Source organism: Bacillus sp. FSL R5-0431 (assembly GCF_038002985.1).
Lineage (GTDB): Bacteria > Bacillota > Bacilli > Bacillales > Bacillaceae > Bacillus.
The window spans coordinates 1,115,597-1,140,881 of sequence record NZ_JBBOOG010000001.1 but is presented as its reverse complement, the minus strand read 5'-3'; the positions used below and the strand labels follow the sequence as shown (position 1 = coordinate 1,140,881).

At 40.4% G+C, this 25,285-nt stretch carries 26 protein-coding genes, 1 pseudogene and 1 other annotated feature; of the genes and pseudogenes, 7 read left to right on the top strand and 20 right to left on the bottom strand.

Features of this window, described 5'->3' with window-relative positions; all coding sequences use genetic code 11:
• Positions 1 to 6 precede the first annotated feature (6 nt).
• From MKZ03_RS05560 to MKZ03_RS05545, 4 genes are all read right to left on the bottom strand, one after another.
• Positions 7 to 873, bottom strand: a complete 867-nt coding sequence (locus MKZ03_RS05560; protein ID WP_340972375.1) for an RluA family pseudouridine synthase — start codon at positions 871 to 873, stop codon at positions 7 to 9.
• Between the two features lie 44 nt (positions 874 to 917).
• A complete protein-coding gene (locus MKZ03_RS05555; protein ID WP_060596013.1) occupies positions 918 to 1,718 on the bottom strand; it encodes an NAD kinase in 801 nt (266 codons plus the stop codon).
• Positions 1,719 to 1,782: 64 nt separating this feature from the next.
• Positions 1,783 to 2,412, bottom strand: coding sequence for a GTP pyrophosphokinase (locus MKZ03_RS05550; RefSeq protein WP_034663227.1), 630 nt, complete (start codon positions 2,410 to 2,412; stop codon positions 1,783 to 1,785).
• 33 nt (positions 2,413 to 2,445) lie between these two features.
• Complete coding sequence (locus MKZ03_RS05545) at positions 2,446 to 2,811, bottom strand: UPF0738 family protein (protein WP_307499458.1); 366 nt, start codon at positions 2,809 to 2,811, stop codon at positions 2,446 to 2,448.
• Between the two features lie 236 nt (positions 2,812 to 3,047).
• On the opposite strand from MKZ03_RS05545, the gene MKZ03_RS05540 reads away from it, so the two are divergent.
• From MKZ03_RS05540 to MKZ03_RS05520, 5 genes are all read left to right on the top strand, one after another.
• Positions 3,048 to 3,626 carry a CYTH domain-containing protein gene (locus tag MKZ03_RS05540; protein WP_341031210.1) on the top strand — a complete coding sequence of 193 codons (579 nt, stop codon included), beginning with the start codon at positions 3,048 to 3,050 and terminating at the stop codon, positions 3,624 to 3,626.
• A gap of 21 nt (positions 3,627 to 3,647) precedes the next feature.
• Entirely contained in the window at positions 3,648 to 4,415 is a 768-nt protein-coding gene (locus MKZ03_RS05535) for a lytic transglycosylase domain-containing protein (protein ID WP_034663232.1), read from the top strand.
• A gap of 276 nt (positions 4,416 to 4,691) precedes the next feature.
• A complete protein-coding gene (locus tag MKZ03_RS05530; RefSeq protein WP_008355333.1) occupies positions 4,692 to 5,090 on the top strand; it encodes a globin domain-containing protein in 399 nt (132 codons plus the stop codon).
• A complete protein-coding gene (locus MKZ03_RS05525) occupies positions 5,087 to 5,998 on the top strand; it encodes a ClpXP adapter SpxH family protein (RefSeq protein ID WP_034663234.1) in 912 nt (303 codons plus the stop codon). Before MKZ03_RS05530 ends, MKZ03_RS05525 begins: the two co-directional genes overlap by 4 nt.
• A 296-nt stretch (positions 5,999 to 6,294) precedes the next feature.
• A complete protein-coding gene (locus MKZ03_RS05520; RefSeq protein ID WP_034663238.1) occupies positions 6,295 to 6,468 on the top strand; it encodes a hypothetical protein in 174 nt (57 codons plus the stop codon).
• 103 nt (positions 6,469 to 6,571) lie between these two features.
• On the opposite strand, the gene pepF is transcribed toward MKZ03_RS05520, so the two are convergent.
• The 5 genes and pseudogenes from pepF to MKZ03_RS18995 form a co-directional block, all read right to left on the bottom strand.
• Positions 6,572 to 8,398 (bottom strand): oligoendopeptidase F, encoded by a 1,827-nt coding sequence (gene pepF / locus MKZ03_RS05515; RefSeq protein WP_282067363.1) that lies wholly within the window; start codon positions 8,396 to 8,398, stop codon positions 6,572 to 6,574.
• Positions 8,399 to 8,612: 214 nt separating this feature from the next.
• Positions 8,613 to 9,773 carry a competence protein CoiA gene (locus MKZ03_RS05510; protein ID WP_340972367.1) on the bottom strand — a complete coding sequence of 387 codons (1,161 nt, stop codon included), beginning with the start codon at positions 9,771 to 9,773 and terminating at the stop codon, positions 8,613 to 8,615.
• A gap of 161 nt (positions 9,774 to 9,934) precedes the next feature.
• A complete protein-coding gene (cls, locus tag MKZ03_RS05505) occupies positions 9,935 to 11,455 on the bottom strand; it encodes a cardiolipin synthase (protein ID WP_106037857.1) in 1,521 nt (506 codons plus the stop codon).
• Between the two features lie 85 nt (positions 11,456 to 11,540).
• Positions 11,541 to 12,206: an adaptor protein MecA gene (mecA, locus tag MKZ03_RS05500; RefSeq protein WP_012009573.1), complete on the bottom strand. Its 666-nt coding sequence runs from the start codon at positions 12,204 to 12,206 to the stop codon at positions 11,541 to 11,543.
• Positions 12,173 to 12,293: pseudogene (locus MKZ03_RS18995) on the bottom strand (hypothetical protein); the annotation flags it as partial. The pseudogene MKZ03_RS18995 and the gene mecA, both read right to left, overlap by 34 nt.
• 175 nt (positions 12,294 to 12,468) lie before the next feature.
• On the opposite strand from MKZ03_RS18995, the gene MKZ03_RS05495 reads away from it, so the two are divergent.
• Complete coding sequence (locus tag MKZ03_RS05495; protein ID WP_034663251.1) at positions 12,469 to 13,134, top strand: TerC family protein; 666 nt, start codon at positions 12,469 to 12,471, stop codon at positions 13,132 to 13,134.
• A gap of 39 nt (positions 13,135 to 13,173) precedes the next feature.
• Here the strand turns inward: MKZ03_RS05495 and spxA are convergent, their stop codons facing one another.
• From spxA to MKZ03_RS05455, 8 genes are all read right to left on the bottom strand, one after another.
• Positions 13,174 to 13,569, bottom strand: a complete 396-nt coding sequence (spxA, locus tag MKZ03_RS05490; RefSeq protein ID WP_003211421.1) for a transcriptional regulator SpxA — start codon at positions 13,567 to 13,569, stop codon at positions 13,174 to 13,176.
• Positions 13,570 to 13,762: 193 nt separating this feature from the next.
• Positions 13,763 to 14,341, bottom strand: coding sequence for a GNAT family N-acetyltransferase (locus MKZ03_RS05485; RefSeq protein ID WP_340972364.1), 579 nt, complete (start codon positions 14,339 to 14,341; stop codon positions 13,763 to 13,765).
• Positions 14,342 to 14,477: 136 nt separating this feature from the next.
• Positions 14,478 to 14,765: a hypothetical protein gene (locus tag MKZ03_RS05480; RefSeq protein WP_307499454.1), complete on the bottom strand. Its 288-nt coding sequence runs from the start codon at positions 14,763 to 14,765 to the stop codon at positions 14,478 to 14,480.
• Between the two features lie 111 nt (positions 14,766 to 14,876).
• Positions 14,877 to 15,797: an ABC transporter ATP-binding protein gene (locus MKZ03_RS05475; protein ID WP_340972361.1), complete on the bottom strand. Its 921-nt coding sequence runs from the start codon at positions 15,795 to 15,797 to the stop codon at positions 14,877 to 14,879.
• A 1-nt stretch (position 15,798) separates the two neighbouring features.
• On the bottom strand, positions 15,799 to 16,878 hold the full coding sequence (locus tag MKZ03_RS05470; RefSeq protein WP_034663262.1) for an ABC transporter ATP-binding protein: 1,080 nt from the start codon (positions 16,876 to 16,878) through the stop codon (positions 15,799 to 15,801).
• Positions 16,879 to 16,890: 12 nt separating this feature from the next.
• Positions 16,891 to 17,808 (bottom strand): ABC transporter permease, encoded by a 918-nt coding sequence (locus tag MKZ03_RS05465; protein ID WP_034663265.1) that lies wholly within the window; start codon positions 17,806 to 17,808, stop codon positions 16,891 to 16,893.
• Positions 17,809 to 17,811: 3 nt separating this feature from the next.
• Complete coding sequence (locus MKZ03_RS05460) at positions 17,812 to 18,756, bottom strand: ABC transporter permease (protein WP_034663268.1); 945 nt, start codon at positions 18,754 to 18,756, stop codon at positions 17,812 to 17,814.
• A gap of 116 nt (positions 18,757 to 18,872) precedes the next feature.
• A complete protein-coding gene (locus MKZ03_RS05455; RefSeq protein WP_034666712.1) occupies positions 18,873 to 20,510 on the bottom strand; it encodes a peptide ABC transporter substrate-binding protein in 1,638 nt (545 codons plus the stop codon).
• Positions 20,511 to 20,991: 481 nt separating this feature from the next.
• Positions 20,992 to 21,210: a binding site (T-box leader), on the top strand.
• 53 nt (positions 21,211 to 21,263) lie between these two features.
• Here MKZ03_RS05455 and trpS point away from each other — a divergent pair.
• Positions 21,264 to 22,259, top strand: coding sequence for a tryptophan--tRNA ligase (gene trpS / locus MKZ03_RS05450; protein ID WP_060596002.1), 996 nt, complete (start codon positions 21,264 to 21,266; stop codon positions 22,257 to 22,259).
• Between the two features lie 35 nt (positions 22,260 to 22,294).
• On the opposite strand, the gene MKZ03_RS05445 is transcribed toward trpS, so the two are convergent.
• The 3 genes from MKZ03_RS05445 to MKZ03_RS05435 all read right to left on the bottom strand — a co-directional run bounded on the left by MKZ03_RS05445 (position 22,295) and on the right by MKZ03_RS05435 (position 25,110).
• On the bottom strand, positions 22,295 to 23,047 hold the full coding sequence (locus MKZ03_RS05445; RefSeq protein WP_307499453.1) for a YjbA family protein: 753 nt from the start codon (positions 23,045 to 23,047) through the stop codon (positions 22,295 to 22,297).
• Between the two features lie 179 nt (positions 23,048 to 23,226).
• Positions 23,227 to 24,126 carry an oligopeptide ABC transporter permease gene (opp4C, locus tag MKZ03_RS05440; RefSeq protein ID WP_307500656.1) on the bottom strand — a complete coding sequence of 300 codons (900 nt, stop codon included), beginning with the start codon at positions 24,124 to 24,126 and terminating at the stop codon, positions 23,227 to 23,229.
• 33 nt (positions 24,127 to 24,159) lie between these two features.
• Complete coding sequence (locus MKZ03_RS05435; RefSeq protein WP_341031203.1) at positions 24,160 to 25,110, bottom strand: ABC transporter permease; 951 nt, start codon at positions 25,108 to 25,110, stop codon at positions 24,160 to 24,162.
• Positions 25,111 to 25,285: the final 175 nt, after the last annotated feature.

Sequence of the window (25,285 nt, the reverse complement as noted above, 5' to 3'; positions counted from 1 at the left end):
CTCTATTTAAAGCAGCAATGATTTCATGTCTTCAGGAAGCGGAGCCGAGAATGTCATTTCCTCCCCAGTCATCGGATGAGGAAAGACAAGAGTCTCACTATGCAGTGCCTGCCGGTTCATCCGCTCACTCGTTCCGCCATATAGCGTATCTCCGATGAGCGGGTGACCAAGATACTTCATATGAACACGAATTTGATGTGTTCTCCCAGTTTCAAGCGATAGAGCCACATCTGACATGTTCAACTCAGCGTCCACCGCTCGCACTTTAAAATGCGTCACTGCTTCCTGTCCAGTATCATCGACCATTCGCTCGATGATACTATCTCCTTTTCGGGCAATTTTTGCACGAATGGTTCCATACTTTTCCGAGATCATGCCATGTGTAAACGCTCTGTATGTTCGTTTGACCGCTCCACTTTTTTGCGCCTTTGATAAAAGGCTGTGGGCAAAGCGATGCTTTGCCACGAGCATGACGCCAGATGTATCACGATCAAGGCGGTTCACCAAATGAACCGTCAGCCGAACAGACTGCTCTGCATAATGGTGCAGCAATCCATTCGCAATACTGTGCTCTGGGTGCTCCCGAGAAGGAATGGACGGGATATATGGCTTTTTATTCAGCACAAGGACATGCTCATCCTCAAATAAAATATCAAGCGGAATCGGAGCAGGCTTCAGCCCTTCACTCACTTTTTCCTCTGGGAATAAAATGGTGAGCCTGTCTCCCTTATGCAGCTTGTATCTCACAGTCACATGCTCTCCATTAATGAGGAGATCACCGCCATCAAATTTAATATCCGTCAGCATCCTTTTCGAAATGCCAAGATCTATTAAATAATCCTTTAAAAGCAGCCCTTCTTCTTTGGCTGTCATGGTTTTGTTTAGCGTAAAGTATTCCAGCGAGAACGACCTCTTTCTTATTCTCCTTTTCCGATAAAGGAATCTTGCACCCTTTTCCAAAACGGAAAAGGTCTAAATCGGGCAAAACGGACATTCTCGTCGGCTACCCGGCATTGAATGGATTTAACGTCCTTATGAAGCAACGTCAGATGATCAATGGTTACCTGAAAATCGACATCATTCATCGGTTTAATGACACAAGTATGGTGGTCTGGCAAAATAAGCGGTGAACCGACCGTTCGAAACACTCTGTTGTTGATTGAAGCCATTTCTGCCAGCTGAATGGCTCTAATGGAAGGATGAATAATGGCGCCTCCAAGTGCTTTATTATAGGCTGTACTGCCAGACGGTGTAGACAGACAAAGACCGTCACCTCTGAATGTTTCAAACAGCTGACCCCTAATTTCAACATCTGCCACAAGCGTCCCTTCCATACTTTTAATGGTACATTCATTCATCGCTAAATATTTCTCTTCTCTGCCGCCGTCGTTGTATCTGACAATGACTTCTAAGATCGGATATTCCACAATGTGATAAGGCGTTTTCGCAATAGCTAAGACGAGTTTTTCAATTTCACTTGGCACCCAGTCAGCATAAAAACCAAGATGACCTGTATGAACACCGACAAAAGCTGTTTCATTCAGACGGTCGCTATAACGGTGAAACGCATAAAGAAGGGTGCCGTCTCCACCAACCGTAATGACAAGATCCGGTTCCTCTTCATTGAGTTCCATCCCAAAATCCAATAAGTAGGTCTGAATTTTATTTTTGAGTGTGTCAGATACAGAATTCCCTTTCGAAGAAACTGCAAATTTCATGAATTCTTCTCCTTTTCCACCTTGCTGCTATGAGAGGGCAGCATCATATTTGATCAAGCTCAGGTCAGCTGTCATTTTTCTTTTTCCGGGAAAATGCCACTTGTGCTTCTTGAATTTCCCCTCTAATTTCAGACATCTCATCATCAAGAAGAGATGCTGCCTCAGAAGCTCTTTGAAGGCGCAGCTTGACTTTCTCCGGGATATTCCCGCTATATTTATAATTCAGAGAATGCTCAATGGTCGCCCAAAAGTTCATCGCAAGTGTACGAATTTGGATTTCGACGAGGAGCTGCTTCTCTCCGCTGATCGTTTGCAGCGGATATAACACAACAAGGTGGTACGAACGGTATCCGCTTTCTTTATGTTCTGCAATATAGTCGCGTTTATCAACAACCACAAAGTCTTTTCGTGACTGGAGCATTTTTTTCACGACTTGTATGTCTTCTACAAACTGGCACATAATGCGCAGCCCAGCAATATCCTGCATCGTTTCAATTTCATGCATCGGGATGTTTTTACGCTTTGCCTTTTCTAATATGCTGGCAACAGGTTTCACTCGGCCTGTGACAAATTCTACTGGTGAATGGTCATCCTCGAATTCATACAGCTTTCGAATGCCTTTTAGTTTCACTTTTAATTCTTCGACTGCTTGTTTATACGGTGCGAGGAATTGATCCCATTGTTTTTTGTCCATGAAACTTCCCCCAATTCCATATACCTAATTATTTCAGAGGAATGTGCTCTTCACTTTCTCTTCCATATCTCCGTAATTGGCATTGTCTTTAATATTGTCGATTAAATAATGTAATTCTTGATGAAGCTGAATGAGTTCTAACGAAAGTTCTCCCGCTGCCAAATAGACAGGGATGTCAAGATTCATTGCTTCTTTTAATGGAGCCCATGTATGTTCCCCTAAGATAAGATACGAAAAGGACTCCTCGTTTTCAAGTATGTAAACGAACGCAAAGTGATCAGAATCAACAAGCATTTGTCCTGACGCTTTTGCTTTTTGGATTTGCTCTTCTGACGTGGTCGTCAAAATTAGCCTGTCTTCTTTTAAAGTTGCTTCTGTGATTTCAATTCGGTTTTGCATCATGATCTCCTTTACAACAAAGTACAGCTTTATTTTATCATATCAAGTTCAATATTGATAAACCGAACTTTTTGAGAAAATCCTATTTTCTTCTTATAAATGATCCTTTCACATGATTCTCCATTTATTTTGGCACATGTGGAAAGAGAAATAAGAGATAAAAACAGCCTTTTACATGATGAACACACTTCATGTACAATAATCATATTTCCTCTAAATGAAAGGTTGATGTCAAAATGGCACAGGAAATTGAAATAGAGCTAAAGCAATTGTTAATGAAAGAAGAATTTGAACAACTGATACAACATTTTCAATTGAAGGATTCGGATTTTCACACACAAACCAACTATTACTTTGATACACCTCAATTTGATATAAAATCTCTATTCGCTGCACTAAGAATGAGAGAAAAAGACGGTCAGTGGGTTCTCACGTTAAAGGAACCACACGAAATAGGCTTGCTCGAAACCCACCAAACGATCGCTCCTCCTTCAAGCCTTGACGATTTTCAGCTGCCAGAAGGTGAAGTAGCTGACAGGTTAGACCATCTGAACATTCAAAAGGATCAAATTGTGTATTTTGGTTCACTTGAAACATCAAGGGCTGAAAAAATGATCAAAGAAGGCTTAATTGTTTTGGATTACAGCCGATATTTAACAGTAGAGGACTATGAACTTGAATTTGAAGTGAGCGACCTGGAAATCGGACAAGCCGCATTCTCCGCATTGCTCCAAAAATTCCAAATCCCTGTACGAAACACGAAAAACAAAGTCGTACGTTTTTATGAAGAGAAAATGAAAACACAGAATAGATGAATTCCTTGAAGGAGGAACATGATGAACGTCAATCAACTTCAATCCTTTATGCAGCTTCAAGCGCTTAAAACGTTACAATCAGACCCTGGACAAACACAAATACCGGCCGGCCAAGAATCGAATGCACAAGCTTCATTTCAGTCGCTGCTGCAAGATTTTTTAGGCGGATCAGAATTATCACGCCTGCCGCTTTCTATTTCTGCGTTTATGGGAACGGACCCATCAACGGCTCCGAACACGCAATACGCGCGTACAAACCCATACTTGTCTGCTATCGCTGGCAGTGAGCAGCTTCAATCTCCATCTTCATATGCGAATGACGCTCAATTGAATACAGCGAACGGCATTGGGAATGTCTTAAACAACAGCTACACGCCGCCGCTTCAAAAGGCTGTTTCAAACGGCTCATCATCAAAAGAAATTAATCAAATCGTGTCACAAATGGCTCAAAAGCATGGCGTTCCAGAGAAGCTGATTCATGCGGTCATCAAGCAAGAATCCGGCTATCGTACGAATGCGGTCAGCCATGCAGGAGCACTTGGCCTCATGCAGCTTATGCCATCTACTGCTAAGTCACTTGGTGTGAATAATGCCTTTGATGCGGCCCAAAACATCGAAGGCGGCACAAAGTATATAAAACAAATGCTTCAGAAATATAATGGAAATGTCTCACTTGCCTTAGCTGCTTATAATGCAGGCTCAGGAAATGTTGATAAATACGGTGGCATCCCACCATTTAAAGAAACACAAAATTATGTAAAGAAAATCACAGCACAATATTTCGCTTAAACCGAAGAGAATAACCTCTTCGGTTTTTTGTATGTCGCTTTTCACCCTTTTTTGACTGAATGTGTTATGATATGGTCAATTGATCACGGAACCCGCCTCTCCCCTTATTTCCAATAGACCAAAGCGGTTTGTTTGTGGAATTGAGTTGAGGTTGTTAAAATAAGTATACAAGAATAGAAACAATAAAATAGAACAAACTGAATATCACTTTTGAAATAAATGAATTCACAATAGGGCGCTTCATCCTATTAACTACGAGTAAAAGGAGTAGTCAACATGGTACAATCGTTTAACGCACCTTACGAAGCGGTTGGAGAGGAACTTCTATCGCAACTTGTTGATACTTTTTATGAAAATGTAAAGTGTCATCCTTTGCTTCATCCTATTTTCCCGGATGACTTAAAAGAAACAGCAAGAAAACAAAAACAGTTTTTAACTCAATATTTAGGCGGACCCCCGCTTTATACAGAGGAGCATGGTCACCCTATGCTGCGGGCGAGACATCTCCCTTTCCCGATTACTGAGGAGCGGGCTGACGCATGGCTTGAATGCATGGAGGATGCGATGGATCAAGTAGGATTAACCGGCGATATTCGTGACTTTTTATTTGAGCGGCTTTCTCTAACGGCTCGTCATATGGTCAATCAAACACCCGAAAAGGATGGACGATCTTGAGCTGCAATACGCACGATCAATATTTCTCACACTGTCACGGACATCCTCAAAAGCCGATTGAAATCTATGTATTCATTGACCCTCTAAGTCCAGACTGCTGGTTATTAGAGCCATCCATTAAAAAATTGAAAATGAAGTACGGCCGTTTTTTCACTTTACGAACGGTGACAAGTTCTAGTATTAATGCATTGAATCGAAAACGAAAAAAGCATTTACTGACCGAAGCATGGGGGAAATTTGCTACCAAAACTCAGACCAAAAAAGAACAAATGCTGTCCGAACAAATTGTGACTTCACCCTACCTCGCCTCGCTTGCATTAAAAGCGGCTGAGCTTCAAGGCAGAAAATGCGGAATGAAGTTTCTGCGTCTCATTCAAGAATCACTTTTTTGCCATCAGCAAGATGTGACAAGTGAACATGTGCTGCTAGAAAATGCAAAAAGTGCTGGACTGGACATCGAGGAATTCCAGCGCGATATTCATTCTCAAAGTGCTGTTAAAGCACTACAATGTGATATGAAAATTGCAGCTGAAATGGACGTATCTGAGCTTCCGACCTTTGCCTTTTTTAATACAGTAAACGGGGATGAAGGTTTAAAAATTTCAGGTGCGTACTCTTATGATGTATACGAGGAAATCCTTTTTGAAATGATTGGTGAAAAACCAACACCTTCAGAACGGCCTCCAATTGAATGGTTTATTGCTTACTTTCAATTTGCATCTGCAAAAGAGATTGCTGTCGTTTATGACCTGACACTTGAAGAAGTTGAACGAGAAATGAAAAAGCTGGCTTTCGCTAAAAAGGTAGAACGTGTACAAGTACATCAAGAAATGTTTTGGCGCTATAAAGTAGATGATCATCATTCAGATCTTGATCTCTACCGCTGTGAGAATGAACATGGGTGCTGACCCATGTTTTTTCTTTACCCTAAAAAGGAACATCCGTTCTATTTTTAAGCACGAAGAAACCGCGCCGGGATAAGCGCGGTTTCACTATGTCTTAACGACAACAAAGGGGATGGGAGAAATTTTTCACGGTCAAACAAAGGGGTAATGTTTGTATGTGATTAATTTCACATCTGTAGTATATCAAATTTTGTCGACTTATGACAACAGATATACTATAAGTTCATATTTTTGTCACAAAACATAAGAGGGTTGTCACTTTCATATAGTGAAAGTAACGAAAAAATGGAGGGATCTGCATGCGCAGCACAACCATTGGACTTGTTTCCATTGGCTTATGTTTCTTTTTAAATATATTAGGCTTAATGAAAATGCTTCCTCTTTATCTAACATCCCCACTCTTATTTGCTTCTATTCTTTTTACACTTTATCGAATGAACCACCGGAAGACCTTTAAGGGATTTAAAGGTTGATGATAAGAAGCGGCCTCTACATGCAAAGAGGTCTTTTTTTATGAGAAAAAAACTCCTGTCAAAAGATGAGTTTGCACTCACGCGTCTGACAGAAGTCTTTTCATCACTCACCCGTTTTAGAGATGAGCTCTTCCATTTCTTTCAGCTTTTCTTCGAACAATTGACATGCTGCTTTGATTGGTTCTTTGGAAGCCATATCAACACCTGCTTTTTTCAACACATTGATTGGATAATCAGAGCTTCCTGCTTTAAGGAAGTCTGTGTAGCGCTCCACCGCAGGTTTTCCTTCTTCTAATATTTGCTTGCTTAATGCCTGTGCAGCACTATAGCCTGTTGCATATTGATATACATAATAGTTGTAATAGAAGTGAGGAATTCTCGTCCATTCTAATCCGATTTCTTTATCCACAACCATGCCGTCTCCAAAATACTTCTTATTCAGGTCGTAATAAAGGTTCGTCATAAATTCCGGCGTTAAAGCCTCTCCTTCTTGCGCTTTCACATGAATAAGATGCTCAAACTCAGCAAACATCGTCTGTCTGAATACCGTTCCTCTGAATCCTTCTAACAAGTGATTTAACACATACAAACGCTGCTTTTTATCATCTAGATGATTCAGCAGGTATTCGCCAAGTAACGCTTCGTTTGTCGTAGAAGCCACTTCAGCTACAAAGATACTATAGTTTCCATACGGATATGGCTGATGCTTTCTTGTATAGTAGCTGTGGACAGAGTGCCCAAATTCATGAGCCAGTGTAAATAAATTATCAATATTATTTTGCCAGTTCATGAGGATATATGGATTTGTACCATAGCTTCCAGATGAATACGCACCGCTGCGTTTCCCTTTATTCTCATAAACGTCTACCCAGCGATTGCTCAGTCCCTCTTTTAACACGGACACATATTCTTCTCCTAATGGCGCTAACCCTTTTAGCATATAATCTTTTGCTTCATCGTAGGTTAGCTTCATACCAGCATCTTTTACAAGTGGTGTATACAAGTCATAATTGTGCACTTCATCAAGCTTTAATACCTTTTTACGCAATTCAATATAACGGTGTAATAACGGTAAATATTGATGAACTGTATCAATCAGATTGTCATATACTTCTTCTGGAATACTGTTCCGAGATAGTGCCGCTTCTCTTGCTGATTTATAATTTCGTACTTTTGCATAAAAATTATCCTTTTTAATCGAACCGCTCAGTGTCGAAGCAAGCGTGTTTTTATACTGATCATACGTTTTATACACAGCTTTAAAGGCATTCTTTCTCACTTCACGGTCATCACTGTTTAAAAATGTGATAAAGTTGCCGTGGGTAATCTTCTTTTCTTCCCCATTTTCATCCTTTACAGAAGGGAACGAAATATCAGCATTGTTAAACATACTAAAAGTAGTAGATGAAGTTGAGAGTGGTTCAGAGGCCTCAGCTAATAAAGCTTCTTGCTCCTCACTTAAAATATGTGGACGCTCTTTATTAATTTCTTCGAGAGCATGGGAATACAGTTTTAATTCTTCTTTTTCCAGAATAAACTGCTGCAATTTATCTTCTTGAATCGATAAAATCTCTGGAACAATATAAGCAGAAGTACTAGAGAGCTGTGTAAATAAATTCGATGCTTTATCATTCAGCGCTTGAAATGATGAGTTAGTTGTATCCTCATCGTATTTCATGTGCGCATATGTATAAAGCTTACCAAGCTTTTCAGAAAGCTGATCCTGAAAGGTTAGGGCTTCATACAGTACATCAGCAGAATGGGCCAGCTTGCCTTTAAATTGGGCTAGCTTAGGAATTTCTTTTTTGACCGCTTCGAATTCCTTGTTCCATGCATCAACGCTTTCAAAAATATCTTCAAGACGCCATTTGTTTTCTTCTTTTACTTCGCTTCTGTCTGGTAAATGGTTATTTTTGCTTTGTGAAGTCATATGAATCCCCCTTGCATAAGTTGTGTTGAACCAACCTTTCGGAAAGTGAAAGAAATTGGTGTTGTATTTATCTTCTTTGTTTTGAACTATATTTGTCAAATCATATGCAGAAATAAATACCAAACAGACTAAAAAAATGAGAAAAAAGCGTTTCTTTCTATTCAATCGCAGCACCACCTTTTTCTTATCATGATCAAAGTGGGCATGAAACATGCTAATGAAATAAGAAAGCATCTCGTTTGAACGCTTCATCTACTGTTCGTATCGGCATTTGATTCGACGCTACTTCATAATTACCCTCTTTCGTCATGTGTAAAAACCCTTGTTTGACAAGCGCCTTAACATATGCAGTGATGACCTCTTGTATTTCTTCTATTGAAACATCACCGTATCGGAGCTTTACTTCTTTCATCTGGACACACCGCTTGATTTCTTTCATCAGCAGTTGAACCGTTACTGGACTGCTTCCTTTTTTCCTCATCATCCAATCATACAGACACCCCTGCCAGACATAAACAGGACTTGTAAAAATATACGTTTCTTTCAGCGGGATAAATAATTCAGTTGGCAGAAAAGGGAAAGCCATTTGATGATGCTCATAGAAAATGTCTCTCAACCGTTTGCTTTCATTTGATAAAATGCGGGGAGGCCGCTGCCTAAATTGCTGTATACATCTAAGCCATTGCTTGAAGACTGGACGCTTGCTTGAGGGCTGAGATAGGAGCGCCGAAAGTTCGCGGTATGCTGTTGGCGGTCTGACAGTCATGGCGGCACATATTTTCGTTGGTTGAAATACGAGAAGTTGAGCAAGATGGATGAATCTATTCTGGAGCGGACAGTAAAAAATCAGACTCCCTTTCTGTGATTCCCTTAACATTCCCCAATGAATGGAGGAGAAGGAAAAGAGCTGGGCAGATATTCGCTTTAAACGATTTGCCCCTATTACCCATATAGGGATGAGCCCCGCTTCACGGAGTCCTGCCGTTCTTTTACGCAGCTCTTGCCGGGAAATATTTGAACATTGATATTCAATTGCATAGCTTGTTCCTCCAATAGAGACGGCCACGTCAGGACGCTGATGAACTTTTGACACATACTTTTCAAGCACCGGTTTATGTCCCAGCTGCTGAAGCCAATTCATGATGGCTTCTTTCCCCGCCTGATGATAAGCCGTTTCGCCTGAGGCTAGTGGACATGCTGTCAGCTGTTTATGTGCAAAATGATACACACGTTGTTCACCAAGCTTTAATTGCACCTCCTCCCTGCAATCAGGACAATAAAATTTGCATGTCGTTCTTACATGCTCCAGCCGGTTTTTCGATAAATGATGTGTAATTCGAATAAGCTTTCCATTATCCATGATCGCTGTATTCATTCAGCTCGCCCCTTACTCTTTGATGACCGTATTATAGCTTGTTCGTCTATTAAGAAGCGAATAGGCAAAATGAACTTTTATCATGTCAAAACATGATTTTACTGATGTTTTCCTGAGGAAAATAAAAAAACCCCCTGATAAAAAGGGGGAAAATACAATCTTTATAGTAATGGTGATAATAATCTTGCTGTGGATTCAAACAGTCTTACCCTTAACGGTCTCTTTGCAAATTCTTCTGGGACAATTTCATGCGACTGCTCTAAATCACCTAAGAAGTCGTTCACGAGCTTCTCTGTGCTTTTCGTTTTATATAGGAAGGCATTCACTTCAAAATTCAAATGAAAGCTTCTCATATCCATGTTGGCCGTTCCTATCGAAGCCAGCTCGCTATCTACAATGATAAATTTACTATGCATAAAGCCTTGATCATACTCATACACCTTTGCTCCTGCTTCTAAAAGCTCTGGGAAGTATGAACGGGACGCATGGAAGACGATCCGTTTATCTGGATTCTTCGGAGCAATAATCCGTACGTCTACTCCGCTTAATGCAGCAATTTTCAATGCAGACAAAATATCATCATCCGGCACAAAATACGGTGAAGCGATCCAAATAGACTTTTTGGCAGAGATAATCATGGAGAAAAAGAGATTTTTAATGACCTCCCACTGTTTATCAGGACCGCCAGCAATCATTTGTACGCCTTCTGTTGTGCTCTCAAGGTGGCTGAAATCTTTGAAGTAGTCCACACCTGCGCATCTCTCATTCGTCATATAGTACCAATCCTGCATGAAAATCTGCTGCAGGTCACGAACAGCTTCCCCCTTAATCATCAAATGCGTGTCACGCCAAAATCCATATTGTCTGCTTCTGCCCATATATTCGTCTCCAATGTTCAGCCCGCCGACAAATCCGGCTTCTCCATCAATCACGACAATTTTTCGGTGATTTCGGAAATTGATTTTATTATTTAACAGGGGGAGCCTGACTGGTAAAAACGGAACGATCTGAACGCCAGCCTTTTCGAGGTCAGCAATATATTGGCGAGAGAGCTTTAAGCTTCCTACATCGTCATATAAAAAGCGGACAATCACGCCATTTTTCGCTTTATCAATTAGAATATCCTTTAATTCTTGCCCAAGGTCATCGTGGCGGAGAATATAATATTCTAGATGAATGTGATGTGTCGCTTTTTTGATTTCTTCAAAAATATGAGAAAATGTTTCTTCTCCATTGGTCAGGACTTTAGAGGACGTGCGATACGTAATAGGGGTATGTCCAAGTCTGTGGGCCAGCTTAAATAAGAGCTGCTGATGATCACCCATATGCGTCATTTTCTCAATCGCTTCTCTATGAATATGTTCATCTTCCTGGATTAACTGTTCGTCCAGGATGGCTTTCTTTTCAAACAGCCGGCGCTTTTTGATATTGCGTCCAAAGAAAATGTAGAACAAAAAGCCGAATAACGGAAAGCTGCCAAGCAGGACAAGCCACGTAATCGTTTGAGATGGATTCCGGTTCTCCAAGAATATGACAAACCCGATGAAGATAATCGATAAAGTGAATAGAACACTGACAGAGCTTAATACACTTACCGCTAAATCACCGGCAATTATTTGAATGACTAAATAAGCACCTATCGTAATGATAAGAAAAAATAGAACTTTGACTAAATTTCTCATTTCATTTTCTCCTTGCCGATCTCTTTATTTACCTATTCATTCAGATAAAAAAGCCGATTCCTCTATAGAAATCGACTTTTGTTGGTTACGAGAAGTGCTGTTGAATCGTTTCAAGGGCGTTTCCTTCGATAATCAGCTGACCGTATTCTTTCAGTCTGTAAATGCTGACCACTGATTCATGAGCATATTCAAGCAAAATGCTGAGCTTATTCTCCACTTGCTCATCTGACAAATCCTCGTGGAAGTCAACATATAGATAATAACGGTTTTCAAACGAATATAAACTTGTGGTAAAATCCTGCATATTTAATTGAGAAAGTGCAATCAAATCTTCAAAGTCATCCATTTTCAACACAAATTGAAGTTGAAGTTTTTTGTCTTTCTCATTATGGTCTTCTTGATCCTGCTCTTCTTTTTGAAAATCATCGAGCAGTGCGTCTAGACTTTCTTCATCTGTTTGATCTTTTTTATCTTCTGGAATCGGCAATTCGAGCTTTTGTCCATCTTTAGAAAGTTGGGCTTTCGTCACGACAATTTCAAGACCTTTGTCAAGTGCCTGCACTTGAATCCAAAGCGGTCCCTCTACTGCAAATTCTTCTTCTTCGTGCACTTCGTCCATTACTTCCCAAAACAGCTCTTCACTGCGTTCACGATTATACCAAATCTCTTCACGGTCAAATCCGCGATCTTCAATATCACCGTAAGAAATATAAAATTTCACTGTATGTTCATTAATTCTTTCAATTTCCATTTTGCCAACCTTCCCTTCTATATAAGATGTTGAAGGGACATACAAGCTCCCAATTAATAGTACTTTACTACACTTTACCCGTTCCGTCTACATGTTAACCGTTTAAAGAATTGAGGTATTACTTCGTACTATCTATTTTATGATAAAACATGAATAAAAGAAATAAAAACGCATTTTTTGCAGAGAAAACTTGCAGAAACATATATTTGAATTGTCTTCATATATTGGTTGTACGAGCTCTATTAGACATGAGGTGAAATGGATGGAAACAGAGTGGATCGTATCCTTACTAATGATTATTGGCATAGATCTGATTTTAGGCGGGGATAACGCGTTGATCATTGCGATGGCTAGCCGCAGCTTGTCAAATGACAAACGCAATAAAGCCATATGGATCGGCACACTTTTGGCAGTGCTGATGAGAATTATGATGACGGGTGCCGCAGTTTATTTATTGACCATCCCTTATTTGCAATTTATCGGCGGGCTTTTTCTCCTTTATATAGGATACAATTTGTTAATTGAACAAAAGAAAGAATCGATTCGCATTAAAAGCAGCGGCTCCCTTTGGCGTGCGGTTCAGACCATTGTGATTGCAGATCTCTTTATGTCACTTGATAATGTGATTGCAGTTGCAGGTGCGGCAAAAGGCAACATGCTGCTGACCGCTTTTGGCCTTATGATTTCAGTACCGATTATTATTTGGGGAAGTAAGCTAATTCATGCCGCTTTAACCAAATTCCCGTTTCTTTTATACGGAGGAAGTGCTCTTTTGGCTTTTACTGGCGGTGAAATGATTGTTCGTGATGTGAAATTGAATGAATTTATGGCTCAGCATGCGACTCTTGAATTCATGCTCCCGTTTTTAACGGTCGTAATGGTCATTTTAGCCAGCCTATTTTACGAACAAACGGCTGAAAACAAATAAAAAAAGCTGCCAAATGATCGGCAGCTTTTCGTTTTTCAATTAGTTAGCAAGTCGCTGAGCTTCTCTTAGTTGGAATGTACGAACCGTTCTTGGAAGGAAACGTCTAATTTCATCTTCATTGTAGCCAACTTGTAGTCTTTTTTCATCCAAGATGATTGGACGTCTTAAAAGACCTGGATGCTCATTGATCAGTTTATACAATTGTTGAAGAGGCATTGTCTCAACATTCACATTTAGCTTTTGGAATACTTTTGAACGTGTTGAGATAATTTCATCTGTACCGTCTTCAGTCATTCGAAGAATTTCTTTAATTTCATCGATTGAAAGAGGCTCAGAAAAGATGTTTCTCTCTTGATACGGAATATTGTGCTCTTCTAACCACGCTCTTGCTTTTCTACATGATGTACAGCTTGGTGATGTGTATAATGTTACCATAAATCTTCACTCCTCAATTTGTAGAATGAATATTGATCTGTATTCTTAAATTAAAATTGTTCTAAATAAGTAATCTTTATAGTGATTATACTATAAAAAAGTAAGTGTGAACAGATTTTCTTGCAACTTTTGTGACAAAAACTAGACAATTTCATTCATTTTGTGGTGCTGCTTGATGTCTGAACATTCTCATTTAGTCGAGATGATCGAAAATATTTTTTTGTTTTCTATTTTCAATGACCTTCAATACATCATCAACATCCTCATACGACTGCCCATACCATTCTTCATCTTTATACGTATGGATTCGTTCATAGGTCTTCTTCATAGCCTCCATCATTTCTTCCTCATTATCTGTAAGAGGCGACCAATAAAGGATTTCCATGCGGTTCACTTCATTTGTTGCAAGTGACCTGCGTTTATAACCGATTGATTCTGCATGCTTGAAGTGCTCTCTTTGGTAAAACTTTAGGCGTTTTGCAGTATCTGCATCATCTTCATCTACAGGCTCGACCTCAAGCAAGATCGGTTTCTTTTTTTCCTTCAGCTTATGAATGAGCTTTGATCCGAGGCCTTCACCTCTTGCATCTCTGGAAACAAATAAATAATCGATAAAGATGAAAGAATCAAATTCGGCGTACATCATCACGTGATGAGGTCCTTCCTCCTTATGATAAATATCACTTCTTTCCTTTAATAAAGCTTCCATATGCTCTTTTGACTTCATTTCTTCTATCGGGAAGTATTCACTGAGCTTTTCATACCAATTCATGGATCCGCTCCTTATGATATCGTTAAGAACCACTTCCTTAGATATTCCCGATTTCCTGCTATTTAAACGCCTGTACTAGTAAGACGCAGCAAAGTCTTCACTAGTTTCACTTTTTTTCAAACAACAGAAAAAAGTTTTATATCGAACGGTCCATGTGTAGTTGAAAACAGACAAACAGGATGAGTGTCAGCGCTATTTGAAACATGATGAAATAAAGATACTTCATGCGCGGTGCTTCTTGCTTCTGATTGCTTGTCTTTCGGTTAAGCATATATTCCACCGAAAAAGACACAATGCCAATGAGCACCATAAACACGAGCATCCACTGTCCTCCATTTGGTTTTCTCAAAAAAGACGTTGAAAAAAGCATGAATACGATCAGACAATGAAACAATGAGTAGCGAAACGTCTTCCATATCGACATCTGATTTCCTCCTAGAAACCGCTTGTTGTTATCTAGAAATTACCATCATCTTATTTTTTGTAAAATAAAAAAAGAAGCACTGACATAGCAGCGCTTCTTTCTTCTTTCTTCTTATGATTGTTTAGCTTGAAGCTCTTTGAATTCTTCCTCTGTGCAGCTCACAAAGTGACCTGGCTTCACTTCACGGAACTCTGTGTTTGTTCCTTTGTGAACAGATGGATCATACTTGATTCGTTTGCGGTTACGCTCATAATCAGGATCTGGAAGCGGAATCGCAGATAGTAATGATTTTGTATATGGATGAAGCGGATTTTCGTATAATTCATTCGCTGGTGCCAGCTCAACCAATTTTCCGAAATACATCACGCCAATACGATCGCTGATGTATTTTACCATGGACAGGTCATGAGCAATGAATAAGTACGTTAAGCCTTTTTCTTCTTGAAGTTCTTTCATTAAGTTGACGACCTGCGCTTGGATCGACACATCTAATGCAGAGATTGGTTCATCGGCTATGATAAAATCTGGTTCAACTGCTAATGCACGGGCAATCCCGATACGCTGCCTTTGACCACCAGAGAATTCATGCGGGTATCTGTTTGCATGCCCTTTGTTCAATCCAACGGTTTCAAGCAATTGGTACACACGCTCTTTACGCGCTTGCTTTGTTTTCGCAAGACCATGAATGTCGATGCCTTCTGCAATGATATCAAGCACGGTCATTCTAGGGTTCAGTGAGGCATATGGATCTTGGAAGATCATCTGCATTTGACGGTTGAACTCAAGCATTTTTTGTCTTGATTTCTTCCCGTGTACACTTTCCCCTTTATAAAGAACCTCGCCATCTGTCGCATCATAAAGTCTAATGATGGAGCGGCCCGTAGTGGATTTACCACATCCAGACTCACCTACAAGGCCAAGTGTTTCACCTTTGTAAATATCAAATGAAACGCCGTCAACTGCTTTCACAGTTCCTCTTGCTGTATGGAAATGCTGCTTCAAGTTTTTAATTTCTAACAGTTTTTCTGCCATGCTATTCACCCTCTTTTACTAATACAGGTTTTTCGTAGCTACCTTCTAGTTCACGCATTCTCGCCTTTACAGAAGCAGGCGGTTCAACTTTAGGTGCATTTGGATGAAGTAGCCATGATTTCACATAATGCGTATCTGATACTTTGAACATTGGCGGTTCTTGTTCAAAGTCAATTTTCATTGCATAATCGCTTCGGAGTGCAAATGCATCTCCTTTCGGCGGGTTTGTCAGATCTGGCGGTGTTCCTGGGATTGCAGTCAGCTTTCCTTCATCTCCGCCATCTGTGTCAAGGCTCGGCATTGATGCTAAAAGTCCCCACGTATATGGATGTTTTGGGTTGTAGAAAATTTCATCAACAGTCCCTGTCTCCACAATCTGTCCTGCATACATAACGGCTACACGATCAGCGACGTTTGCAACAACACCCAGATCATGCGTAATAAAGATAATCGAAGTTTCAACCTTTTGCTGAATTTCTTTCATTAATTCTAAAATTTGCGCCTGAATCGTTACATCTAGTGCTGTCGTCGGCTCATCGGCAATCAATAGCTTTGGATCTGCTGCGAGCGCCATCGCGATGACAACCCTTTGTCTCATCCCGCCACTAAATTCGTGTGGGTATTGCTTTATTCTTTTTTCAGGCATTGCAATTCCAACAAGTTCCAGTAATTCAATAGCTCTTTTTTCAGCCGCTTCTTTTGAAATTTGTTCGTGCTTGAACAGTACTTCTGTAATTTGCTTCCCGACTTTCATCGTTGGATTCAAAGAAGTCATCGGATCCTGGAAGATCATTGAGATGTCTTTTCCTCGAATGGTTTGCATTTGTTTTTCTGTTTTCTTGACGATATCTTGCCCATCAAACAGGATCTGTCCGCGCTTGAAATAACCCGGCGGCATCGGTATTAATCTCATGATGGCCTGTGATGTCACACTTTTACCAGAGCCAGATTCACCTACAATAGCAAGTGTCTCGCCTTTATTTAAGTGGAAGTTCACACCACGAATGGCTTGAACCTCTCCACCATATGTTTTAAATGAGATTGCAAGGTCTTTCACCTCTAGAATACGTTCACGTTCCATCCTAATCACTCCTTATTTACGCAACTTCGGATCTAAAGCGTCTCTTAGTCCGTCTCCAACCACGTTAAAACCAAACATTGTTATACAGATAAATGCGGCTGGGAACCATAATCTCCAAGGATAGTACGTCATGGCCGGAATTCCGTCAGACGCCATTGTTCCCCAGCTCGCTAATGGAGCCGGTACACCAAGTCCAAGATAGCTTAAGAATGCCTCCGTGAAAATAGCTGAAGGAATGGTGAGTGTCATTGTGACAAGAATTGGTCCCATTGAGTTTGGAATTAAGTGTTTAAATAAAAGTCTAGATGTTTTCGCACCTAATGTTTGTGCAGCAAGAACGTACTCTTGACTCTTTAATTGTAGAACCTGTCCCCGAACGATACGTGCCATGTTTATCCAGCCTACGACTGTCATGGCGAGGATAATTGTTAATAATCCTTTTGGCAGAACAACCATCATTAAGATAACCATTAATAGTGTTGGAATTGCCCATAAAACGTCTGCGATACGCATCATGACTTCATCTGTACGGCCGCCTTTGAACGCAGCAATACTTCCCCAGATAATACCGATGATCACGTCAAGGACCGCTGCAGCAAGACCGATGAAGATCGAAATTCTTGCCCCGACCCATGTACGGACAAACATGTCACGTCCTAAATCATCTGTACCGAACCAGTGCTCTTTTGAAGGTGGCTGGTCTGCATTCAGTAAATCGGTCGTCGAGTAATCATATTTAGAAAAAATCGGAACAAAGATGGCCAGCATCACAATAATAAAAATGATTGAAAGGCCAACCATTGCAAGTTTATTTGCACGGAAGCGAAGCATAGCATCCTTCCATAAAGATAGACTAGGTTTAGAAATTTTTTCAGATTCTGCTGCATCAGCTGTCGCAGGAACAAATAAATCTTTTCTCATCTCTTCCATGTGTTAGACCCCTTTCTTCGCCTTCGTCAGTTTAATTCTAGGATCGATAATACCGTAGAGGACGTCAACGACTAGAATACTGATTAATAGAATAATACTGTAGAAGACTGTGACACCCATGATGACGGTGTAATCACGGTTTGTAATACTTGTGACAAAGTGAGAGCCTAATCCAGGAATACCGAAAATCTTCTCCACGACAAAACTACCTGTTAACACTGAAGCAGCCATTGGTCCCATATATGTAATGACAGGTAACAATGCGTTTCGAATTGCGTGTTTAATCGTCACAGCTGATTTCGTTAATCCTTTCGCTCTAGCCGTTCTAATGTAATCACTGTTTAGAACTTCAAGCATACTTGACCGTGCAAGTCTAGCGATAAATGCCATAGGCATGAAGGAAAGTGCAATAGAAGGTAGTACGGTGCTGGCCCAAGACTCCCATCCTGCAACTGGGAAAATCGCTATAACGCTTGCCTCAGATGCAAATACATATTGTAGTAGCGCAGCTAAAATGAAACTTGGAACTGAAATTCCAAAGATCGTTAAAATGGCAATCGTATAGTCCTGCCACTTGTTATGATAGAGCGCTGCAAGGACCCCAAACAATACACCAAATGCTAATGCGAGGAGAATTGCCTCAATTCCGAGGGTAAAGGAAACGGGGAATCCAGAACTGATTAAGTCATTTACAGTTTGTCCTTTATATTTAAATGAGGGACCAAAATCTAATTTTGCAACTGAACCTAAGTAGTTTACATATTGAACAAATAAGGGCTTGTCCAACCCGTAGTGCTCGTTTAGGTTTGCTTCAATTTCAGCAGGAAGTTTCTTCTCACCAGAGAATGGACCACCCGGTGCTGCCTGCATGAGAAAGAAAGTTGCAGTTACAATAACAAACAGTGTGATTAAAATATATATTAATCGCTTACCGATATATTTAAGCAACGGAATTGCACCTCCATGATTTTACAACATTTTCTCTAATCAGCAAGAAAGGTATATGGAGAGACATCCTCCATATACCTTAAGATCCTTGCCGTAGATCTCTTACACTATAATTCTTACTTTTCGAAATGTGCCCATTTGTATTGAACATCACCTAGTCCAGATACAACCACACCTTTTAGTTTTGGATCTTGTACCCAAAGCTGAGTGTAGAAGTAAATTGGTGCTATAGGCATATCGTTGATGATGATTTCTTCTGCTTTTTTCAGCATTTCTTCACGTTTCGTTTTATCTGTTTCTTTAGCAGAATCATTCAACAATTGTTTGTACTCTTTGCTTTCCCATCCAGTGTCGTTGTTTCCACCGTCTTTATCTTTGTAAAGCTCAAGGAAGTTCACTGGATCGTTGAAGTCACCTAACCAGCCCATACGTCCGATTTGGTAATCTCCGCTGTGGATTTTGTCGATGTATACGTTCCACTCAGAGTTATCAAGTTCAACTTTCACGCCTAAATCCTTTTTCCACATTTCTTGAATTGCTTGAGCAATCTTTTGGTGGCCTTCATCTGTGTTGTAAGAAAGTTTCAATGCTGGAAGATCAGAAACTGACTTATAACCTAATTCTTTCACACCTTTTTCAAGAAATTCTTTAGCAGTTGCTACATCGTGATCTTTGAAGTAGCCAGTTTTGTTATCAGTGAATCCTTCCATTGTTGGAGGAACGATTGCCATAGCTGGCACTTGCTCACCTTGCGTAATTTTGTCAACGATCGCTTGACGGTTGATTGAGTATGCAAGGGCCTTACGGATGTTTGCATTGTTTAAAGGTTTAACTTCTGTGTTGAATTTGTAGTTATAGATACCTGCGATCGTTTGGATTTTAAGACCGCCTTCTTTTTTCAATGTTTTTAAAGACTCAGTTGGAAGGCTTCCAGTTGGTGAACCAGCCCAGTCAAGCTCGCCTTTTTTGAACATGCTAAGCTCAGTGTTTGTATCTTTGATCATAGACATGTTAATCTTTTTCAATTTCACAGTATCTTTATCCCAGTATTCATTGTTCTTTTCAAGCGTGATAGAACCGCCATGTTTCCATTTAGAAAGAACGAATGGTCCGTTAGATACGTAGTTTTCACCAGCATTTGTGAACCAGTTTTTATTCTTTTCAGCCACTTTTTTGTTGACTGGCATATACGTATAGAATGCAGTTAGTTCAGTAAAGAACGGTGTTGGGTTCTCTAGCTCAACTACAAGCGTTTTGTCGTCTTTAGCTTTAATGCCAACATCAGCAACTTTCGCTTTCCCTTTGTTCGCTGCTTCAGCACCTTTAATATAGTAAAGCTGGTAAGCATATTGAGATTCATTTTTAGGATCTAATGCCCATTTCCAAGCATATTCGAAATCTTTAGCTGTGACAGGGTCACCATTAGACCATTTTGCATCACGAAGTGTGAATGTGTATGTTTTACCATCAGCACTTGTTTTGATATCAGAAGCCATTGCATTTTCTGGCTTACCTTCAGCGTTAATTCTTGTTAAACCCTCAAAAGTCTGACGGATGACACTTCCTGAAGTTGAATCATTTGCCAATCCCGGATGTAGAGAAAAAGGCTCAGTGGAGATATTCACATTTAATGTTGTTTTAGCCTCTCCAGAACTGCTCGTGCTGTCGCCTGATTTGTTTCCGCTGAAACCACAAGCGCTTAATACAAGTGTGAAAATAAGCATTAAAGTAACAACAGACCAACGCTTTTTCAACTGTATTCCCCCTTATAATATGTTTTAGTTCAAAGGTCTCGATAGAAGATGAGATTCAGATTTAAGAAATAGCGTAAAAAAGTCCCTAAATAGCTTACTTTCTATTTCTTTTGTTTTTTCTGAATTTTCACTATGTATAGAGCCTAGCACAAACGTGTGAACAAATTAATTATAATGAATAGAATAATTTATTGCAATATCAATTTCATATATTTTTAAAAAACGTAAATGGGGATAAAGAGGGATTTTTATAAACTAAAGTCTCAATCACTTCAACAAATTAAAGCGTAAATTGATTAAAATAATTTAACAAATTCAGCAGGAATAATATTTTATACATATAATTAATCATCCTTTTTTAAAAAATTCTGACAGATAGTTGGTTTTTTATCTAAAATTTCAGATGTCAAACGGCATGATGAGAAGGTCACATGAGGGCTTCGTGACTTTTTTATGGTCATCCTTTATAATAGATAGACATACTGTTGCGATGAAAAAGAAGAGTACATATATTCACCATTTACAGAGAGTCTGCGGCTGGTGCGAGCAGATAATGGCATGTATGGAATGGGCTTTGGAGCAGCTAACCGAACACTTTTGAAAGTTAGTAGGCTTAGACGGAGCAGTCTCCGATATCAACGTCTTGAGTGATTTCTATGTGAAATAACAAGGGTGGTACCACGGTTCATTCGTCCCTTTTCTGTTGAAAAGTGACGGGTGGGCCTTTTTATATTGAAGAAAAGAGGTTTTAGTATGACAAAGAAGACAATTTTTTCAGGCATTCAGCCGAGCGGTTCTGTGACTTTAGGGAACTATATTGGAGCAATGAAGCAATTTGTCGATTTGCAGCATGATTATCATGGCTATTTTTGTGTAGTCGATCAACATGCGATTACGGTGAGTCAGGACCGGCTAGCTCTTCGCCAAAATATTAGAAGCTTAGCAGCTCTTTATTTAGCAGTTGGACTTGATCCAGAGAAGGCAACATTGTTTATCCAATCAGAGGTACCTGCTCACGCCCAGGCAGGATGGATGCTGCAATGTGTTGCTTATATTGGGGAATTAGAAAGAATGACCCAATTTAAGGACAAATCCGCTGGTAAGGAAGCGGTTGTTTCAGGCCTATTAACGTATCCCCCATTAATGGCTGGCGATATCTTATTATACGGTACTGATTTAGTCCCTGTCGGAGAAGACCAAAAGCAGCATCTTGAATTGACTAGAACGCTTGCTGAACGTTTTAATCGAAAATACAATGACATCTTCACTGTACCTGAAGTGAAAATTCCAAAAGAAGGCGCTCGGATTATGTCTTTAACAGATCCAACGAAAAAGATGAGCAAATCCGATCCGAACCAAAAATCCTTCATTACCTTATTAGATGAACCAAAGCAGCTTGAAAAGAAAATTAAAAGTGCTGTGACGGATTCTGAAGGCATCGTCAAGTATGACAAAGAGAACAAGCCTGGTATTGCTAACTTGCTGACGATTTATTCTGTATTAGGTAACGTATCGATTGCAGAGCTGGAACAAAAGTACGAAGGCAAAGGGTATGGTGAGTTTAAAGGAGATCTTGCGAACGTAGTCGTTGATGCTTTAAAACCAATACAAGATCGGTACTATGAACTCATTGAGTCAGACGAGCTTGACCGCATTCTTGACGAAGGTGCTGAAAAAGCAAACCGCGCAGCAAACAAAATGCTGAAAAAAATGGAGAATGCGATGGGTCTTGGCAGAAAACGCAAATAAAAAAAGCTTGCAGCACATCACGCTGCAAGCTTTTTCTAATTCACCTTTGATTCGTTTTCCATTTCCCAAAGCTTTTCAAAAAACGGCTGTCCTTTAATCATTTTTTCACAGAAAGCTAAATGATTCTCTGACCATCCATCAATGGTTTCATTGTAAAGCATGTTCCAAATCTCTTCGAATGACATTCGTTTGATTTGGTTGTACATGCGCGGGTTCCATTCCGTATACCAATACGCAATCTCCGCCCTGTTTTGAAGACCTTTTAATTGATCGAGCGCCATAAACATGAGCTGCTTCAGCTGTCTTTCTTTTCTCGTTAATCCACTGATGTGCTGCGGCGGCAATGACAAAATATGATACTCCTTCGCCGACTCAAGGCTGCCCTGAGAGAATTCATATTCCTCAGCCTTCACATCTTTCACCATTTCATACACCAATTGCTCCTGCCTTGGGATTAAACGGCTTTTCCTCACAGGAATGGAGTACCCAATCGTATCCACGGCAATGATTCGAATGCCGTCCGTGACCACAAAGCAATACTCTAATTTACGCCGTTCATGATTTTTTCGAATATATGATTTCTCAAATACAGATTCTAGCAGCGTCTTTGGCAGCTCTGAAAGATCATTCTCTATGTAATCAAACAAAGGACTCTGCACCTTGAGTAAAGGCACTTGATCTAACAGCTCAACGCTGTCCTCCTTGCGCCACTCATGAAAATGACACACATTGTAGCCATTTTCTTCCCCTTCAAACCAATTCACCCATACGTCATGAAGAAATAACATAACCAATCCCTCACTTTTTAAAAACTGTTGTCCACAGTATGGGCAAGGGATAGAGAAATTATTCCAACTTTATCAAAACTTCAAGCGGAGCGAATGATGGCGTGCATTTTTTTATTTTTATAAAGAAAACAAAGTGCGTGTCGCAGAGTCCCTTTCATCTTGTCATAAAAAATGAGGCATTACTTTAGCTTTTTAGGATCAAACGCATCTCTCAGCCCATCTCCTAAGAAATTAAAGCATAAAACGGTCAGCAATATCAGTAAACCCGGGAAGAGCGGATACCACCACGCTTGCACCATAATCGAGAAGTTTTGTGCATCTTGCAGCATGTTGCCCCAGCTTGCTGTTGGCGGCTGTATGCCAAACCCTAGATAGCTCAGCGTTGATTCGGCTAAAATGACGGAACCTACTTTAAGTGTAGCTGACACGATAATAGGACCGATACAGTTCGGTAAAATATGCGAAAAGATGATGACATGGTTTTTCGTTCCAATGGTTCTTGCCGCGAGTACGAATTCTCTTGTTCGTAGTGATAAGAATTCACTGCGGATCAGTCTCGCGGTTGTGGTCCAGCCGGTCAAAGCAAAGATTAATATCAATTTATCAATGCCCGGTTTGAAAATGGTGACAAGCGTGATCAATAGAAAAATGTCAGGAATCGACAATACCACATCAACAAATCTCATTAAGATAGAATCAACCAACCCTTTGAAATACCCTGCTACCGCTCCAACGACGGTGCCAATGGTGATCGCCCCGACCACTGAGACGAAGCCAACTAACAGAGAGACCCTCGCTCCATAAAGCACCCTTGAGAAAATATCTCGGCCAAACTTGTCAGTTCCCATCAAATGCTCAGCACTTGGCGGCTGGAGCCGCTTCAATAAATCTTGCTGCTCTGGTGCATAAGGGGCAATCACTGGAGCGAAAATGGCTGAAAAGATAATGACCAATAAGATCACGGAGCCGGCAACCGCCAGTCTATTTTTGAAAAATTTCTCACAAAATAAACGCAGCATCGTCTCTGGCTTTGGCGGAAGACCCTCTTTTAATTTGAGATCAACAGGAGGTGTTCCCATATTAGGCTGTGCCAATTGTGCTTCAGCTCCCTTCTAATATTCAATACGCGGATCAACGATCGCATATAGAATATCCGCTATTAAATTTCCAACCACCACGAGCACTGCGGAAATAACAGTCATCGCCATAATGACCGGATAATCTCTCGAAAAGGCAGAATCGATGAACAGCTTTCCAAGCCCTGGCCAAGTGAAAATTTGTTCCACCACGACTGCGCCGCCAATAAAGGATGGAACCATCAATCCGAAAATCGTAATGACAGGCATAAGACCGTTTCTTAACCCGTGCTTGAAAATGACTTTGTTTTCTCGAAAGCCTTTCGCTCTTGCGGTGCGAATATAATCCTGCCTTATGACATCAAGCATACTCGACCTTGTGTACCGGGTGAGCCCTGCCATATCAGCAGTTGCTAAAACAAAGGCTGGTAAAATGATGTGATGGAGCCGGTCAAACACATTAAAATCGGCATTTAAGGTAGAAACACCGCCTGTCGGGAACCATCCTAGATTCACAGATAAAACCATAATCAGAATGAGTCCAAACCAAAAGTTCGGAATAGCCAGTCCGATAAAAGATGTAATCGTAATGCCATAGTCAAGCTTTGTATATGGACGTTTTGCTGAAAGAACACCAAATGGGATGGCGATGATCAGTGCGACTAATGTAGAAAAGATCATGAGGATGAGGGTATTTGGCAGCCGGGCAAAAATCAAATCAGCCACGGGCGTTCCCTTTTTAACAATGGAGGTGCCAAAGTCACCTTGAAGCATATTGCCAAGCCATTTCATATATTGCACATATTCAGGATCGTTCAAGCCGTACTTATCAATAAAGGCTTCCCGGTCTGCGGCACTAATGGTCGGGTCCATCATGAGTGACATCGGATCGCCTGGTGCTGCTTTCATAATGGCGAAGGACAAAATGGTAATCCCAAATAAGATGGGAATGGAAAGCAGTGTCCTTCTAATGATATATGTAACCATATGCACAACTCCTTTTTCATCGGATCGCCATACTGTGATGAAAAAGGGCTAAAATGGTCTTTATTTTAGCCCTCTGTCTTCATTGCAGCGTGATATGAGAACCCTTTAAATCTAGCTGGTGCTTGGTGAATGAAATCACCGTGAGCACCAGCGCGCCGGACTGACACCGAATAGA

Excerpts from the sequence above, each read along its gene's own strand:
- MKZ03_RS05560 (WP_340972375.1), bottom strand. The coding sequence starts at position 873 with ATGACAGCCAAAGAAGAAGGGCTGCTTTTAAAGGATTATTTAATAGAT.
- MKZ03_RS05555 (WP_060596013.1), bottom strand. The coding sequence starts at position 1,718 with ATGAAATTTGCAGTTTCTTCGAAAGGGAATTCTGTATCTGACACACTC.
- MKZ03_RS05550 (WP_034663227.1), bottom strand. The coding sequence starts at position 2,412 with ATGGACAAAAAACAATGGGATCAATTCCTCGCACCGTATAAACAAGCA.
- MKZ03_RS05545 (WP_307499458.1), bottom strand. The coding sequence starts at position 2,811 with ATGCAAAACCGAATTGAAATCACAGAAGCAACTTTAAAAGAAGACAGG.
- MKZ03_RS05540 (WP_341031210.1), top strand. The coding sequence starts at position 3,048 with ATGGCACAGGAAATTGAAATAGAGCTAAAGCAATTGTTAATGAAAGAA.
- MKZ03_RS05535 (WP_034663232.1), top strand. The coding sequence starts at position 3,648 with ATGAACGTCAATCAACTTCAATCCTTTATGCAGCTTCAAGCGCTTAAA.
- MKZ03_RS05530 (WP_008355333.1), top strand. The coding sequence starts at position 4,692 with ATGGTACAATCGTTTAACGCACCTTACGAAGCGGTTGGAGAGGAACTT.
- MKZ03_RS05520 (WP_034663238.1), top strand. The coding sequence starts at position 6,295 with ATGCGCAGCACAACCATTGGACTTGTTTCCATTGGCTTATGTTTCTTT.
- pepF (WP_282067363.1), bottom strand. The coding sequence starts at position 8,398 with ATGACTTCACAAAGCAAAAATAACCATTTACCAGACAGAAGCGAAGTA.
- MKZ03_RS05510 (WP_340972367.1), bottom strand. The coding sequence starts at position 9,773 with ATGAATACAGCGATCATGGATAATGGAAAGCTTATTCGAATTACACAT.
- cls (WP_106037857.1), bottom strand. The coding sequence starts at position 11,455 with ATGAGAAATTTAGTCAAAGTTCTATTTTTTCTTATCATTACGATAGGT.
- mecA (WP_012009573.1), bottom strand. The coding sequence starts at position 12,206 with ATGGAAATTGAAAGAATTAATGAACATACAGTGAAATTTTATATTTCT.
- MKZ03_RS05495 (WP_034663251.1), top strand. The coding sequence starts at position 12,469 with ATGGAAACAGAGTGGATCGTATCCTTACTAATGATTATTGGCATAGAT.
- spxA (WP_003211421.1), bottom strand. The coding sequence starts at position 13,569 with ATGGTAACATTATACACATCACCAAGCTGTACATCATGTAGAAAAGCA.
- MKZ03_RS05485 (WP_340972364.1), bottom strand. The coding sequence starts at position 14,341 with ATGAATTGGTATGAAAAGCTCAGTGAATACTTCCCGATAGAAGAAATG.
- MKZ03_RS05480 (WP_307499454.1), bottom strand. The coding sequence starts at position 14,765 with ATGTCGATATGGAAGACGTTTCGCTACTCATTGTTTCATTGTCTGATC.
- MKZ03_RS05475 (WP_340972361.1), bottom strand. The coding sequence starts at position 15,797 with ATGGCAGAAAAACTGTTAGAAATTAAAAACTTGAAGCAGCATTTCCAT.
- MKZ03_RS05470 (WP_034663262.1), bottom strand. The coding sequence starts at position 16,878 with ATGGAACGTGAACGTATTCTAGAGGTGAAAGACCTTGCAATCTCATTT.
- MKZ03_RS05465 (WP_034663265.1), bottom strand. The coding sequence starts at position 17,808 with ATGGAAGAGATGAGAAAAGATTTATTTGTTCCTGCGACAGCTGATGCA.
- trpS (WP_060596002.1), top strand. The coding sequence starts at position 21,264 with ATGACAAAGAAGACAATTTTTTCAGGCATTCAGCCGAGCGGTTCTGTG.
- MKZ03_RS05445 (WP_307499453.1), bottom strand. The coding sequence starts at position 23,047 with ATGTTATTTCTTCATGACGTATGGGTGAATTGGTTTGAAGGGGAAGAA.
- opp4C (WP_307500656.1), bottom strand. The coding sequence starts at position 24,126 with ATGGGAACACCTCCTGTTGATCTCAAATTAAAAGAGGGTCTTCCGCCA.
- MKZ03_RS05435 (WP_341031203.1), bottom strand. The coding sequence starts at position 25,110 with ATGGTTACATATATCATTAGAAGGACACTGCTTTCCATTCCCATCTTA.